The sequence below is a fragment of the Glutamicibacter endophyticus genome (assembly GCF_048457885.1).
Classification (GTDB): Bacteria; Actinomycetota; Actinomycetes; order Actinomycetales; family Micrococcaceae; genus Glutamicibacter; species Glutamicibacter endophyticus.
In genome coordinates, this window is the sequence record NZ_CP174200.1 from 1480101 (window position 1) to 1495134 (window position 15034).

Genomic DNA, 15034 nt, shown 5'->3' on the forward strand with positions numbered 1-15034 from the left:
ATGATGCAACATGCGGGAGGATACCGCTGGGCGGTGCATGAACTGCGCCAGCGACAAAAGACCGCGAAGGGGGCACCGGCCTATTCGCGCTACATCAACCGGCCGTTAGGACGGCGCTTGGCTGCAATGGCTTACCGGTGGGGGCTGAACCCGAACCAGGTGACCGGGCTCAGCGCCGTCTGCACGTTCGGCGGCATTTTCTTGATTGCCGCCTTCGCGCCGAGCTGGCCGGTAGCCGGGTTCGTTGCCGCGCTACTGGTGGCCGGCTACGCGCTGGATTCGGCCGACGGGCAACTGGCTCGCTTGCAAAATTCGGGGTCGGCGGTCGGCGAATGGCTTGATCACATCGTCGACGCGATCAAGACGGCGGTGCTGCACGCCGCGGTATTGATCTGTTGGTACCGCTTCTACGACCTGGATGTTCGGTGGTTGCTCGTACCCTTGGCGTTCCAGGCGGTGGCCAGCGTGCAGTTTTTTGCCATGATCCTCACCGACCAGCTGCGCCGGCTCAACCGGGGCATGACTGAGCACTTCATGAGCGGGCAGGGCACCTCCTCATTGGCATATTCCTTAGCGGTGCTACCGACCGACTTCGGGCTGATGTGTCTGCTCTTCGTGCTCCTAGCGTGGCCTGCCGGGTTCGTGACCGGGTACACGCTGTTGTTGCTCGCTAACGGCGGTTTCGTCGTGTTGGCCCTTGCCAAGTGGTATCGGGAGGTGCGCCGCTATGGCTAAGTCATTGGACTATCGCGAAGATCAGGTATTCCTGTCTCCCGGAGACCCACTGCCACCGATACCGGTACGTCCGCCCCAGAGTCAGGAGGCGATGGGCATGGATATCAAGGATTACTTGCGCGTTCTACGGACCCGTAAGTGGTGGATCCTCTTCGCGATTGTGTTGGGGGTCGCGGCCAGTGTCGGCATCACCTTGAGTATGACGCCTAGCTATGTGGCCAAGGCGACCATCTTCATCAACGTGCAATCGGCAGGGGATTCGGCTTTCGCGCGCGGACAGTACGCCCTGCAACGGGCCGATTCCTATCCTCAGTTGATCGGGGACCCGACGCTCTTGGCCGCCGTGGCGCGCCGCGTTGACGCAGATGTGAGCGTCAACGAGCTGCGCCGAGCGCTCAGCGCCACGAACCCGGAGGACACGGTGCTGATCGTGATCACTGCCAGCGCGCCGCAGGCGCAGCAAGCCGCCGATCTTGCCAATGCGGCGGCGCCCTTGCTCGCCGCGCGGATCGGCGAACTTGAGAATTCGGATCCGAAATCGCTACTGGTAACCGCGGAAATTTCGGTGCCGGCGAGCGCGCCCGATGATCCGGTCTCGCCACGCAAAACGGTGAACTTGGCGCTGGGGCTAGTCTCCGGGCTTAGCTTGGGCCTGGTTCTAGCGTTGTTCGTTGACAAGGTGGACCCGCGGATTTTGCGCCCGGCCGACGCCGAACGCGTCACCGGGTTGCCGGTGCTGGGGATCGTACGCGGGAGCGACGATCGCCGGGAACGCGGACGGCGCGATAACGGGTATCGGCAACTACTCTCCGGTCTCTTGCTGGCCAATGATGGAGACCTGCCGCAACGCTTATTGGTGCTCAGTGACCCGAAGGCCCCGACCGTCGACGCCGTGGAACTAGGGCAAACGCTAGCCAGCATGGGACGTAAGGCCGTGGTCATTCAGAGCCGGGAGGGGGCCATCGAACCCGGCGAAGTGGCCGAACACCCCGGACTCTGCCATGTGTTGGCCGGCCAAGCCACACTCACCGAGGCGCTGATCGAGATGATTCATGTGCCCATGGGGTATCTCGCCGCCGGCGAGCCTGCCGCAGGGCTTCGGCGGTATGACGTCTTCCGAAGGATTTCTCCGCTGATCGAGGAACTGGAACGTAGCTACGATGTCGTGGTGATCCTTGCGGCCATGGGGGCCCAACCCATCGACGGCGCCGTGGTGGCAGCACACTGTGATGGAGTATTGCTAACTACTCGGCAGAAGAAGTCCACAGCCCGCTCCCTACGACGAACTCTTGAAGATCTGGCTGCGGTGCGCAGCGGCGCTACCGGGCTGGTGATGCTTCGTCATCCGCGCCGCCGGATCCGGCCACGGCAGGGCTGAGCAATGCGTGGCACGATCACGGCCCAGTGGCCTCGCGCCGGCATCAAAGAACCCCGGCGGGTGGCTGGCCCAAGCGAGCTGCATCTGATTCTCATTTGGTTAATGACGGTGAGTTCGGTGGTGGCTTGGCGGCAGGGCGTGTTCTATACCGGGGGAGCCGACCCAGTGGTGGTCCTCAAGGCCCTACTGCAATTCGGCGCGTTAGGTTGGGCGGCTTTACTGTGCCTGAACTGCCGCACCCATTTTCCGCTGGGTGTCCGTTCGCTGGGATTCTTGTTGCCCATTCTGGCGCTCAGCGTCGTCGGCGCCCTCGCCGAAGGAAACCTCACTGCGTCATTGGTGCTAGCAGTCCGCGTACTGCTGATGGCTCTGACCGTGATGTTCCTGGCGCGTTGCTATGCCCCGCAACGACTGCTGTGGGCTTTGGCGGTGGCACTGGCAGTTGTCGGCGGAATCAGTGCCGTCTCCGGGCTCGTTATTGGCGGCCAAGGACGACTTTCGGGTGGAATCCCGCCGCTTAGTCCGAATGAGATTGCCTTGCTCGCCGGTTTGCCCGCACTGATGCTACTGCATGAAACGCTACGTGCTCGCGTCCACTGGTGGCACAGCGGGGGATTGCTGCTTTTAGTTGGCATTCTAATCCTCAGCGAGTCGCGCACCGCACTGATCGGTGCGGCTTGTGCCGCGGTACTCATGGTGCTGTTGATGCGGACGCTGCCGGTACAGACCCTCGTGGCGACCTTGATCGCAATACCCGTCCTGTTTTATGTCATGTTCTACACGCCAGCGGTGCGCGCGGTGCTGGAACGATCCGATAGCGCCGAGCTGTTGACCTTCAACTCACGAACCATCAGCTGGTCCGCCGTCCTGCAGCTGCCCCTTGATAGTTGGCAACGCTGGGTGGGACAAGGCCTCAGTATGAAAACCATTCCGGTGACCGGCCAATACTGGGAAGAGCAGGTATTCGACTCCTCCTGGATCTCACTCTTAGCGCAGGCCGGAGTGTTCGGTGCCGTGCTGGCACTATTGTGGGTGCTCGGCTGTCTTTGGGCTGCCCTGCGTCACCGCAAGGTCCGCTCGCTCTACCTGCCGTTGCTGGCCTTTATTCTGGTGCGCAGCCTTATGGAGAACGGGCTGATCGACGCGGGCGTGATGTTCCTGGTGTTCTTCGCGCTGTCGCTCTGCTTGGAACGGCCGAGCCGCGAGTACGGACCGGACTGGGAGCATGAGCCCCTACTGGGAACCGCTAAGAGACCAACCTACGGCATCAGTGCGCCGACTACGAGAGCGCGTCCTTGAGTTGTTCCATAGCCCTGGCGGCATCGCTCAACTTGACATAGGGGCCCGGCATGCGAAAGACACGCGCGCCCCAACGGGTCCGCTGAGTAAGCAGACCGGGGGATGACCTATTGATATTCAATAAGGCGTGGGCGGGTTGCCGGAATACACAAATAATCAGTGGCACACGTCGTGATGCCAGCGCCTCCTCAAGGATGGGCAAACCCGCCTGGATTTGCTTCATGGTGACCTGCTTTTCACCGGGAGTCGGAGTTTTGACAATGTCGGTGAAAGCGACGCCTGCGGCTACAGCTGCATCGTCTAAGAATGCAGCGCTTGAGGGGTCGAAGAGCCCCGCTTTGGCAATGCGGAGTAGCTGCCGGTGACCTGCCCGGCCTTGATAGTAATGCCCAACATTGACACTGTGCGGTGCCGGATTCAACCCGACGATGGCCGCGCGGATCGAGGAATCCGGCCATAGATCGGCGAGCGTGAGTTCAGAGCCATTATTGGAGACGAACTCCTGGTGCCCGATGAGTTTATTGGCTGTCATATGTACTCACTTCATGCGGATTGAATCAACTCGGGGGTACAGGGGGAGCTGGCATGATCTTGTGCAAGATGCACAGCCTGTAGAAGAACGTCCTAACTAACCCAAGTCTTAGATACGGGTCGATCGTTTGTACCCCTCGCGGCCGTGGTTAGTTTAGCGTTTTCCTCATCCTTTTTTATATTGGGGGCAGTGGGTAGAGTGCCGGGCATGAAGGCTAAATCATCACACGTCCTTTATGTCAGTTGTGCTAGCGCGGCCATGATTCTCACCCTCGCCGCGTGTGGCCCATCCACCCAACCAGAAGGCTCGATCGCGCCTGAAAATTCCAAGCCCACCGAACAGGCCTCCTCGACTCCAAGCCCAACGGACTCCAAGGCAGAAAACGGTACGGAATTTTCTCCACCCGATGCGTGGGAAGGAGAGATCGCACGCACCGAATACGACGGGACCAAGGTAAAAGAGGTACTAGCCGGTACGGCCGAAGACCGCGACTACGTATATGTGGGTCAATGCGGCACAACGACCGAATGGACCGCCGTCCGGACGCGGGTCACGGTGAACGGAAAGGTTGAGCCAGAATTCAGCCAGATCTACTGCGGTGCCCAGATGTCCCAAGAAACCTGGACCAGCGGTGCCGCTCGGTTTATTCCTGCAGGCGCCACCGTATCGATCAAGCTGGAAACACCCGAGGATATCGAGTGGGCGTGGGTTGCCATCGTCCCGCGCGAACACATGCCCGAGTAGTACGTAGCGACGGTGACGTTGCCACCCAGTGACGAACCTGCCGCAGACGGGCGATGCCCGTCACGGACGATGCAACTGTTTGGGTAGGGTAGGCCCAAGCGGGGTAGAACACTACGTTTTCCGCCCGGCTCAACATCATTGCCTTGCCCTCAAAGAAAGTACTCATCTCATGACGTCATTGTCTCGAATGCGGCTGACGCCGATGCGTTCGCGGGATCCGCACGAGCCTGCCAGGTCGGCCTCGCCTCTGGAACTATTTTTCGACCTCGTTTTCGTCATTGCCGTAGGTACAGCCGCAGCCCAGCTGCACCATGCACTGTCCGATGGACATGTGTTCAGCGGGATCTTCAGCTACCTCATGGTGTTCTTCGCCATCTGGTGGGCCTGGATGAACTTCACATGGTTCGCCACCTCATTCGACACCGATGACTGGTTGTATCGTGTGCTGACCATCGTGCAGATGGGTGGGGTCCTGGTTCTAGCCGCTGGAATCGGCCCAGCCTTTGAATCTCAAGACCTTTCGCTGGTGATCTACGCCTATGTGGTGATGCGAATCGCGATGGTCGCCCAGTGGTTGCGGGCCTCGCACGGTACGCAGCGCACCCGACGAACAGCCCTAGCCTATGCCGTGGGCATTAGCCTCGTGCAGGTGCTGTGGCTACTGTCGCTTCTGGTGCCCAAGGAATTCTTTGCCGTAGTTGTTATCGTGTTGATTCTTGCCGAAATTTCGGTCCCGGTGATTGCCGAGCGGATGGCCACGACACCATGGCATCCGCACCACATCACCGAACGCTATGGACTGTTCGCGCTCATCTTGTTGGGCGAAAGCCTCCTGGCGGCCTCGAATGCGATCATCGAGGCGTTGCATGAAGGTGAAGCGGTTGGCCCGCTGATCGCACTGGCGGTGTTGACCTTGATTGCGACCGCCGGATTGTGGTGGGTTTATTTCTGGCCGCCGCATCACCACGCGATTCAGGGGCTACGCGGTTCCATCGCGTATGGGTACGGGCATTACTTCATCTTCGCAGCCGCCGGGGCACTCTCGGCGGGTATTGAAGTTGAAATCGATGTCATCACGCATCACAGTAGCCTCTCGGCGCCCTTGGCTTCGTTTGCGTTTACGATCCCCATCGCGGTGTTTGTGCTGGGCGTGTGGGCCCTAGCCATCCGGCGCCAGGGAGACGCGGTCGTGAATGCTGTCGTTCCTATCGGTGGCTTACTGGTGCTCATCGACCCGCTCTTGCCGGTACCCTTCACTTTGAGCACAGTGATTTTGGTGCTCCTTGTGGCCGTGTTGGTGTGGCGTCAGGGAGCTGCTGATAATAGGGCGACATTCGGGTAACGCACCGACTGTCTAGAACTTTGAAAAGAAGCGGGTCCTGCCATCTAAGTGATGGCAGGACCCGCAGTTGTAGTGGGAGGACTTAGCGCCGGTAGGCGCCCATCTGCTTGCTGCCGGCGCTCAGGCCGGTCAGCGTTGCCAGATCGGATGGCAAGCCAAAAGCTGATCCGTTGCGTTCCGTGATGGCAGAAGTGAGGTTATGTTCGGCATCCAGCACGCTGGAGGCGGTCACCTCGGCTGATCCGGACTCTTGCTGATGTGCCGACTGGAATGCCGCCAAGCTTGTGTAGACCTGCGGATCTCCGGCCCCGGCGGACCATACCGTGGACCAGCGCGGAGTCCCCGAGCTGAGGCGGTGGTAGGTGTTGTGATCCGTGGAGATTGCCATCTCGGCGGCGCTGAACTCATGGGAGTAGTCCTCAACGGCCAAGATTGCGTTCCCGCCGCCTGTGTTGGACAGCACGTTGTTATGCACCGCAATGTCCTTCACGATCCACGTCATCGTTGGGTCCGGGAAGTTCTGGCGCGGATCATGTCCCGGATCGGAGGCGTTGTCGCCCCGCCGGTTATCCTGCACGATATTCAGCGGACGGTTTGAGCCGCTAATGGTGTTGTTCCAAATCCGCACATCGCTACTGTCGTTGAGCTTGAATCCGTTACCGCCGTTGCCAACAATGCGGTTGTTCGCGACCACGGCCTTGGCAGAGATTTCCAGCGATAGACCATGCGAGGAGTTTGAGATCATGTCGTTATTGACGATCTTCGAATCGTAGACCGACTCATCAATCCACAGACCCGGGCCACGGTTGGAGGTGAAGGCTGAATCTTTAACCGAGATGCCCCGCGAGCGGGTGATCTTCAGGCCACCGGACACCGGCGACGAGTTGAATCGTTCGGTATTATTTCCGGACGAGTCGAGGTCCTGCACCTTCAGCCCGTCGGCATAGACGGCGTTCATCCCAAGCATGCCCGAACGACGAATATTGACGTTCGAGATGGTGTTAGAGGTCGACGAAACGTTGATGCCGGTGGTGGCCGAGTCCTCGACGGACAGGTTACGAAGAGCGATACCCGGCTTTTCGGCGGTGATGGCGCCCATATCCGGTACCGACGGGGCGTAGCGGCGGACATTGATACCATCCACCGTGGAGTTGGCCCCGCGGATGCTCAAGGCCTTTACGAGGGTGCTGGCTTCGATCTTTTTGCCGCGAGGATCCGAGCCTACATAAAGCTTGTTGGCCGAGAAGTCGATGTAGAAGGTGCCGGCGCGCAACTGATCGAGTGAACCAACCTGGGTCTGGGGTGCACCATCGACCCAGAGCTGCTCGGGGTGCGCCGCCATCGGGTAATCGGCGTTGATGAACCCCCAGGCTTCTTGCTGGTTATCTTCGGCCCCGCGGGTGTAGGTCGGGGAATGATCGAAATCTAGGTCCCATCCGGTGCTCCAAGCCCCGCCCGAGGCAGTGAACCCGGACAGCGTCGAGGCGCCATCGAGCCACACGTTTTCACCGGGATAGTTCACCAGGTGCACGGTCTTGTCGCTCGGGATGGTTACCGACTCGTGGTACGTTCCGCCGCGGACCACGATGCTTTGACCCGAGCTTGCTTTGGCGACGGCGGTGGCCAGTTGGCGCAGTGGGGCTTCGGCCGAACCGCTGGCGCCATCGTTTCCGCCGGGCGCCACATAGAGGGCCCCGGCCGGAAGAGCCGGTGCTTCTTCGACGGGTTCGGGGGATGGAGTTGGGGAAGGGGCTGGTTCCGGGGTCGGAGAGGGCTCGGGCATCGGACCAGGTTCGGCGGTGCCCGGATCCTCTCTGAACAGGTTTTTGGGGGCTTCCTTCGCCCGAAGATTGTCCACGTGAAGTCCGGTGTTTTTGCTAGCGGAGGAGGACAGGTATCCGGTGAGCCGCACATCGCCGGCGGCACTCAGTGCAGAGTCGCTGTCGATGTGTTGCAGGTTCCAGTCGGTCGCAGTGCTACCAGCGCGGTACGCACGGGCGTTCAGCGTGGTTTCGCTCCCCCCAGAGACGTTGAAGTCCAGGTGAAAGCTCTCGCCGGGACGCACAGATTCGGCGATGCGTACGTGCTCGAGGACGGTTTTGGTTCCGTTGAGGTGCCGGGCGACTTCGAGGCGCAGCTCGCCGGAGGCCAGCAGACGTAGGGTGGCGTCGTAGCGGCCGTTGGAGCCTTGGCGCGCAGCCAGTGAGGCGTAGATGGAGCCGCTCGTTGGCAATGAATCAAAGGAGAGATCAACGCCTGCCGCCACGTCGCGTTGATCGATATTGACGTTCGCGACACTGCTCTTGCCGGGCAGCAAGGTCAACGAACCCACGCCGTTGGCTAGGGCGAAACGTTCGGGGTGGTTGAGCTGATAGGCGGGGCCGGAATCGGGGGAGCCCCAGCCTTCGCTGACCGTACGGTTCATTGAGTCGCTCACATAATAGGTGGCGGCGGAGGCCGCCGGTAGCGCCGAGGCGAGCAGTGAGCCGGTGACGACTACGGTCATCAGGGCGCGTGGGAGCCGGGTTCGGCCCCCACGTTCAACAGGGGGATGCAACAAGTTTGTGTCCTTCGTGGGCGGTCCCGTGCTCCCCAGCACAACGGATCCCGGATGGATGTGGCACCGTCGAAACGGTGTCGCGCACAACCTCACCTATGCTTCCACGCCGCTAACCGTTATGCAACTGTGACCTTTGCCTCGCGGGGCGCGTCAGGGCCCGGATTTCCGGCCAGAAGTAAGGGGCCAGTGCGAGAGCGGAGCGAGTAGTTCACGAGCAAACTAAGTAGTGCGCTACCCGTGCCGCACAGGGGGTTGAGCCCTAGGGTCAGGGCTACCACCGACGGACCTGCACGTTGGCACGGCCGAGGCATGGGGATGCCCTCGGTTTTACGTCGTGCAGGCGCGGCGGTGAACACTCGCCGTAGTTGTTTTATTTTGGGGGAAACAACATGCAACGTCGTAGGCGTGCGGACTCTGCCGCGCCGTTGAGCATCGCGCTCATCGGTACCAGAGGTGTCCCGGCCCGCTATGGCGGATTCGAGACGGCGATCGAAGAAGTCGGGCGGCGCCTGGTAGCCAAAGGCCATCGGGTCACCGTGTACTGCCGTGGCGTCGCCCGCGATGAACGAACCGACAATTACCTGGGCATGCAATTGGTGCATCTGCCCGCGCTACGCCGACGAAGTTTAGAAACCCTGAGCCACAGCGCTCTATCGATACTCCATGCTGTTCGTCATCGCCCGGATGCAGCGATAGTTTTCAACGCGGCCAATGCGCCGCTGCTGCCGCTACTGAACGCCGCAGGTATTCCGGTCGCCACCCACGTGGACGGGTTGGAATCCCGGCGCGCCAAATGGGGTCCTACGGGCCGGCGCTACTACCTGATGTGTGAACGATTGGCCGTCTGGCTATCGCGTGAACTGATCGCCGATGCCCGGGGGATCGCCGACTACTACGCCACGCGATATCAGGCCGCGACACGGCAGATCGCCTACGGCGCCCCGGTTCTTCACGCACCCGGAGACGCGAAACTAGCCGAGCTGGGCATAGCACCGGGTGGCTACCACCTATTGGTGGCACGCTTCGAGCCGGAAAATCACGTCCACCTGATCGTTCAAGGTTATGCGAAGGCCGCGGCACGCTACCCCTTGGTGGTGGTCGGCTCTGCTCCCTACGCCGAGCAATACACGCAATCGGTACATGCGGCAGCCACCGAAAACGTCCGCTTCCTCGGCGGAGTATGGGACCAAGAGCTACTCGACCAGCTGTACGCGCACGCGCTGGTGTATTGGCACGGGCATTCGGTGGGCGGCACTAACCCGTCATTGCTGCGCGCCATTGGGGCCGGGACCGCGGTCAATGCCTTTGACGTGAATTTCAACCGCGAAGTCCTCGGAGCTGCCGGCGCCTATTTCTCCACCCCAGCGCAGGCGGCCACGTTATTCGAGGCCGCTGAAGCTCAGCCGGAACAGGTCGCGCATCGGGCAGAACTCTCGCTCCAGCGGGCCGAAGCCTATGACTGGGATCAGGTCGCCGCCGGTTATGAGGCGCTCTGCCAAGATCTCGTACGCTCGCGGCGTCACTTCATGGCTCGACCGAGCGCCCAAGACGTGCCCATTGCCCACCACGGCCCGACCTAAGTCCGTTTGTGGGGAAGGTTGGTCTACACCGGCAACACGAGCACAGGGCAGGGGAGTAACTCATGATTATTGGCTACGCGGCAGGGGCTTTCGACCTCTTCCACATCGGTCACCTGAACATTTTGCGGCAGGCCAAGGCCCGCTGCGATTTTCTCGTGGCCGGCGTGGTCAGTGACGAGATGGTCGAGGCCGCCAAGGGTGCTCGGCCGGTGATCCCCACCCTGGAACGTGCCGAGATCGTCGAGCACATTTCGCTCGTGGATCAGGTGTACATCGAAACCAGTTCCGACCGGCTTCAGGCCTGGCGGGATCTGGGTTATCACGTGTTCTTCAAGGGAGATGACTGGAAGGGCACCAGCAAGGGACGCGAACTCGAACGGCGCTTCGCCACCGTCGGAGTCAGGGTCGAATACTTCCCTTACACCATGCACACCTCAAGCACTCAACTGCGCGTGGCCCTGAACGCGCTGAGTCAACCCCGGGAAAGCATTCACCGGGCCTAGAGCACTATCACTGCGGGGGCACCACATGAAACACCTAACTCTCGCCGAAGCCTCGGCGCCGACCCTTCGCTGGACAGCATTGGCCGCAACCACCTTGCTGCTGGCCGGATGCGCGGCTTCCGCTGGACCGCCACGTGCGGCTGTGCCCCCGGGTGCCAACACTCAAGAGGTGCCGGACGTGCGCGCCCCGGCGACCTCCGAAATGCCCAAGACGGCAGCAACGAAGGATAGCGACGGCTCCAGCACGAAACTGCACGGTAAGAAAGATGGAGCAACCAACTCCGCGGAGCCAGACACTGCCGACAAAGCAAGCGAAACAACGCCGAGCGCGGAGCCAAAACCGGGCACCGCGCCCGAAAATAAGCCGCAGGATCTGAAGGCTCGAGGCGGACTGAAAGTCGCCAAAGACGCCGATCAGGCGCGCAAGCAACCCGAGGTCGCCAAGGCGGTGCCTCTTGAAGCCACGGTCCCGGTGGGTACCGCAGCCAACATGAAGATCAAGGAACTGTCCCTGACCAAGGCCGAGGCCGAAGGGATCGGGCAGGTCGCCGGACCAGCGGTTCTGATCACCGTGACGGTGGACAACCGTGGCACGAAGGCACTGGACCTCAGCCACACCGAGCTCCTTGCCTTTGCCGGCGCCGAGCTCACGCCGCTGACTCCGCTTACCGACCCACGCGCTTCCTCGTTCGAGCCTAAACTCGCGGCCGGAGGCAACGCCACGGCTACCTATCTCTTCGCGCTGCCCGAGGCGAAACCGGGAGAAATCACCCTGCGTTTTAGCACCGGCAACGGCGAGAACATTCAACAACTCTCGGGCACTCCGAGCGCGTGAAAGGCATGAACATGCGCAACATCTTAACCCGGTGTGGGGCAGCGGCCGGCGTCTGGGCGCTCGCTGGCGCCCTGCTACTGGCTATCCCTTCGGCGGCGCAAGCCGACGCCCACCCGGAGAATCCGAGTGCGTTACCACCGACCGTGACCGCCGATGCCCTGCCCACCGTGCAAATTGACGGTGTGGTGTGGTCCCAGGTCATCATCGGTGACATCGTCTATGCCGGTGGTAATTTCGGCACCGCTCGTCCCGCCGGGGCGGCTCCCGGCACACAGACGGTGACACGCAATAATCTGCTGGCCTACAACATCAAGACCGGTGAGTTGATCACCTCCTTTGCACCGTCCTTTAACGCCCAGGTGCTATCCCTCGCGGCCTCACCCGACGGGGAGCGGCTCTACGTGGGTGGCGACTTTACGAGCCTGAATGGAGCTCCGGCCGAACGTATGGTGGCGCTGAATCCGGCCACCGGCGCCCGCATCGCCGGCTTCGACCCGCAACCATCGAATACCGTCTACTCGATCATTGCGCGCGGAGACACGGTGTTCTTTGGCGGATCCTTCTTCCGCGTAGGTGCTGCCTGGCGGGAACAGGTGGCCGCCGTACGTGCCTCGGATGCCGCGTTGCTTTCCTTCCGCCCGGTGGTCACCGGAGGACAGGTCACTTCGCTGACGCTTTCGCCCGATGCCACCAAGCTGGCCATCGGTGGATACTTCGACACGGTCAACGGCACCGGCGATCAAGCCAGCGGTCTGGCCGTGGTGGAAACGGCGACCGGAGAGAAGCTAGCCTATGAGGCCTCGGCCTATGTGAGCAATGGTGTCGGTGGCGATGGCGCGATCACCTCGCTGGCCAGCGACCAGCGCACCTTCTATGCCAGTGGTTTCACCTATGGGCGGCAGGCCACCCTCGAAGGTATTGTGGCCATCGACTGGGATGATCTCGGCACCCGTTGGCTTGAAGACTGCCACGGAGATACCTATTCGGTGCACGTCACCAACGACCTGGTCTACCTTGCCGGACACCCACACTATTGCGGCAATGTCGGAGGCTTCCCACAGGAAGTGAACTGGAGCTATAACCGTGCGCTGGCTTTCGGCAAGGAAGCGGTGGGCACGATCGATCGCGAGATTCACGGATACACCAACTTTGAGGGGCTACCACATCCGCAGTTGCGCAACTGGTTCCCCGCCTTGAGCACCGGTAATTTCACCGGCCAGTATCAGGGCCCCTGGTCGGTGACCGGCAACGATGAGTACATTGTCTACGGTGGCGAGTTCCTCCGGGCGAACTACACGAACCAGCAGGGTCTGGTGCGCTTCAGTTACAGCACCAAGGCTCCCAACCTGCGAGGCCCAGAACCGCAAGGCAATAACTTCGTTCCCACGCTCTCCTCCAATAAGGCAGGCGAGGTGCGCGTGCGCTGGCAGGCCGCTAGCGACATGGATGATTCCACGTTGGAGTATCGAGTGATTCGCGATGGCAATAACGGCAATCCGATTCACACCACCAGCGGCCGGTCGAACTTCTGGCTGCGCCCGGGACATTCCTACACCGACACCGGGCTGACACCCGGCAGCACGCACAGCTACCGCATCTTTGCGGTGGACCCGACCGGCAGGGAAGCCCGAAGTTCCACCGTATCGATCACCGTGGCCACCAGCGATCAACCAGTGGGCAACTATGAGGCGGTCATTAAAGCCGACCAACCCACCGCCTACTGGCCGGTGCGAGCCACCGACGGGAATACGGTCGTGGACGCCAGTAATGCCGAAGACCTCAGCCTCACTGGTGCGGCTAGCCGAGTCAATGGTGCCACAATTCCCGGCGGCAGCGGTTCGGCCATCACCCTCGGCAGTGGTACCGCTGGTAATGATGTGCGCGCTGTACGCACCAATAGGTTTAGTACCGAACTGTGGTTCCGAGCCGGTGTCACACAAACCGGACGACTGATCGGATTCGCCGATGCGGTGACCGGCACGTCGCGTAATTACGACCGGGTGACCTATCTCAACTCCTTCGGACGACTGTCCTTCGGAGTCACCGAGCGCGGAACCCGGCGGACCATCACCTCATCGGCGTCCTACACGGATAATAAGTGGCATCACGTGGTCGCAACCCTAGGCAGCGACGGGATGCGACTCTACGTGGATGGTGCTCAGGTGGCCTCACGGGCCTCCACCACCACGGCCCTGGAAATGGAAGGTTACTGGCGGCTCGGCGTGGATCGGCTGAGCGGCTGGCCATCGGCACCCACCAGTGGCTTCGCCGGTCAGGTCGATGAGATCGCGGTCTATCCGCGGGCGTTGAGCGCCGCCAGGATCGCCGATCACTACGCCGCAGGGCAGGGACAAAGCGTGAACCTGTCGCCGACCGCAAAGTTCAGCAGTGACACACAGGCGCTGAAACTAACGGTGAATGGCAGCGAATCCAGCGACCCCGATGGCAACATTGCCTCCTACGCATGGGACTTTGGGGACGGGGCCACCGGCACCGGCGTTTCCGCTACCCATACCTACGCCGCGGCCGGGACCTATACGGTCAAACTCACGGTCACCGATAACAAGGGCGCCACCGGTACCGCCAGCAAACAGGTGACGGTCAGCCCGCCAAACCAGACACCGACCGCATCGTTCACCGCGAACATGGAGAACCTCGATGTGTCGGTAGACGGCAGGGGATCCACTGATCCCGAGGGCGGACAACTGTCCTACGCATGGGACTTTGGTGATGGCGAGAACGGTACCGGGGCCACGGCAACGCACCACTACGCCAGCGCCGGAAGCTACCAAATCACCCTGACCGTCACCGATCCGCAGGGAGCTTCGGATAGTGCCACACGCACGGTCGAGGCTACGATCCCGCCCGGTCCGCTGGCGGCCGACGCATTCGGTCGGAGCGACACCGGTGGCTGGGGCACGGCCGATGTTGGAGGCAGTTGGGCGCGTACCTCGAGTGCCGCGTCGATCTTCGTCTCCTCGGGCACCGGCAAACTCGTGGCCGGTTCTCCAGGGCATGGGCCCGGCGCGACGCTACCGACCCTCGCCGGAGCCGAGGTTACCGGCACGGTGAGCGTGACACTGGACAAGGTTGCCAACGGGGGAGGCAGCTATCTCTACTTCTCACCGCGCTACCAGGATGGCGGTAACCAGTACCAGCTCAAACTACGGATCTCCTCAGACGGCTCCGGGCTGCTGATCCTCGACAAGATGTTCCAAGGAAACGAAACCTTCCTCGATTCGGTCTCGCTTCCCTCGCTGGAATATCAGGCCGGTCAGAAACTGTGGCTGAAAATCCAAGCCGATGGCACCTCGCCGACCGCACTAGGGGCCAAGGTCTGGAAGGACGGAACCAATGAGCCGCCCGAATGGCAAGTGGAAGCAACGGACTCCGAAGCCGCGCTCCAAGCAGCCGGCGGGGTGCGCGCCCGCATCTACGTCTCGGGTAGCGCCAGCAATACTCCGGTGACCGCGGCCTTCGACGACCTGATCGTCGAAGTGCCCTAACCGGTAGCGGGCAGGCGCCG

Annotated in this window: 11 protein-coding genes; 9 read left to right on the forward strand and 2 right to left on the reverse strand. The window is 61.6% G+C overall.

What is annotated here, in order from left to right; genetic code table 11:
- The 3 genes from ACJD00_RS07020 to ACJD00_RS07030 are packed head-to-tail and all read left to right on the forward strand — an operon-like array spanning position 1 to position 3412.
- Entirely contained in the window at positions 1-735 is a 735-nt protein-coding gene (locus ACJD00_RS07020) for a CDP-alcohol phosphatidyltransferase family protein (protein WP_418909089.1), read from the forward strand.
- The gene (locus ACJD00_RS07025; RefSeq protein WP_418909090.1) at positions 728-2113 is read left to right on the forward strand and encodes a Wzz/FepE/Etk N-terminal domain-containing protein; all 1386 of its coding nucleotides are present in this window, start codon (positions 728-730) and stop codon (positions 2111-2113) included. The genes ACJD00_RS07020 and ACJD00_RS07025 overlap by 8 nt, the downstream gene beginning before the upstream one ends.
- 3 nt (positions 2114-2116) lie before the next feature.
- Complete coding sequence (locus ACJD00_RS07030) at positions 2117-3412, forward strand: O-antigen ligase family protein (RefSeq protein WP_418909091.1); 1296 nt, start codon at positions 2117-2119, stop codon at positions 3410-3412.
- Here ACJD00_RS07030 and ACJD00_RS07035 read toward each other — a convergent pair.
- Positions 3393-3944 (reverse strand): uracil-DNA glycosylase family protein, encoded by a 552-nt coding sequence (locus ACJD00_RS07035; RefSeq protein ID WP_418909092.1) that lies wholly within the window; start codon positions 3942-3944, stop codon positions 3393-3395. The two genes, ACJD00_RS07030 and ACJD00_RS07035, sit on opposite strands and share 20 nt — an antisense overlap.
- 207 nt (positions 3945-4151) lie before the next feature.
- On the opposite strand from ACJD00_RS07035, the gene ACJD00_RS07040 reads away from it, so the two are divergent.
- Positions 4152-4688, forward strand: coding sequence for a hypothetical protein (locus ACJD00_RS07040; RefSeq protein ID WP_418909093.1), 537 nt, complete (start codon positions 4152-4154; stop codon positions 4686-4688).
- Positions 4689-4857: 169 nt separating this feature from the next.
- Entirely contained in the window at positions 4858-6030 is a 1173-nt protein-coding gene (locus ACJD00_RS07045) for a low temperature requirement protein A (protein WP_418909094.1), read from the forward strand.
- 82 nt (positions 6031-6112) lie between these two features.
- Here the strand turns inward: ACJD00_RS07045 and ACJD00_RS07050 are convergent, their stop codons facing one another.
- Entirely contained in the window at positions 6113-8590 is a 2478-nt protein-coding gene (locus ACJD00_RS07050) for a right-handed parallel beta-helix repeat-containing protein (protein ID WP_418909095.1), read from the reverse strand.
- A gap of 389 nt (positions 8591-8979) precedes the next feature.
- Here ACJD00_RS07050 and ACJD00_RS07055 point away from each other — a divergent pair, with 389 nt between their 5' ends.
- From ACJD00_RS07055 to ACJD00_RS07070, 4 genes are all read left to right on the forward strand, one after another.
- Positions 8980-10170 (forward strand): DUF1972 domain-containing protein, encoded by a 1191-nt coding sequence (locus ACJD00_RS07055; RefSeq protein ID WP_418909096.1) that lies wholly within the window; start codon positions 8980-8982, stop codon positions 10168-10170.
- A gap of 62 nt (positions 10171-10232) precedes the next feature.
- Positions 10233-10673, forward strand: coding sequence for an adenylyltransferase/cytidyltransferase family protein (locus ACJD00_RS07060; RefSeq protein ID WP_418909097.1), 441 nt, complete (start codon positions 10233-10235; stop codon positions 10671-10673).
- A 25-nt stretch (positions 10674-10698) separates the two neighbouring features.
- The gene (locus ACJD00_RS07065) at positions 10699-11508 is read left to right on the forward strand and encodes a hypothetical protein (RefSeq protein ID WP_418909098.1); all 810 of its coding nucleotides are present in this window, start codon (positions 10699-10701) and stop codon (positions 11506-11508) included.
- Between the two features lie 11 nt (positions 11509-11519).
- Entirely contained in the window at positions 11520-15014 is a 3495-nt protein-coding gene (locus tag ACJD00_RS07070; RefSeq protein WP_418909099.1) for a PKD domain-containing protein, read from the forward strand.
- Positions 15015-15034: the final 20 nt, after the last annotated feature.

What these genes read in the sequence shown, in the direction of transcription:
- ACJD00_RS07070 (WP_418909099.1), top strand. Translation starts at nt 11,520, where the DNA reads ATGCGCAACATCTTAACCCGGTGTGGGGCAGCGGCCGGCGTCTGGGCG.
- ACJD00_RS07040 (WP_418909093.1), top strand. Translation starts at nt 4,152, where the DNA reads ATGAAGGCTAAATCATCACACGTCCTTTATGTCAGTTGTGCTAGCGCG.
- ACJD00_RS07060 (WP_418909097.1), top strand. Translation starts at nt 10,233, where the DNA reads ATGATTATTGGCTACGCGGCAGGGGCTTTCGACCTCTTCCACATCGGT.
- ACJD00_RS07020 (WP_418909089.1), top strand. Translation starts at nt 1, where the DNA reads ATGATGCAACATGCGGGAGGATACCGCTGGGCGGTGCATGAACTGCGC.
- ACJD00_RS07045 (WP_418909094.1), top strand. Translation starts at nt 4,858, where the DNA reads ATGACGTCATTGTCTCGAATGCGGCTGACGCCGATGCGTTCGCGGGAT.
- ACJD00_RS07055 (WP_418909096.1), top strand. Translation starts at nt 8,980, where the DNA reads ATGCAACGTCGTAGGCGTGCGGACTCTGCCGCGCCGTTGAGCATCGCG.
- ACJD00_RS07025 (WP_418909090.1), top strand. Translation starts at nt 728, where the DNA reads ATGGCTAAGTCATTGGACTATCGCGAAGATCAGGTATTCCTGTCTCCC.
- ACJD00_RS07030 (WP_418909091.1), top strand. Translation starts at nt 2,117, where the DNA reads ATGCGTGGCACGATCACGGCCCAGTGGCCTCGCGCCGGCATCAAAGAA.
- ACJD00_RS07035 (WP_418909092.1), bottom strand. Translation starts at nt 3,944, where the DNA reads ATGACAGCCAATAAACTCATCGGGCACCAGGAGTTCGTCTCCAATAAT.
- ACJD00_RS07065 (WP_418909098.1), top strand. Translation starts at nt 10,699, where the DNA reads ATGAAACACCTAACTCTCGCCGAAGCCTCGGCGCCGACCCTTCGCTGG.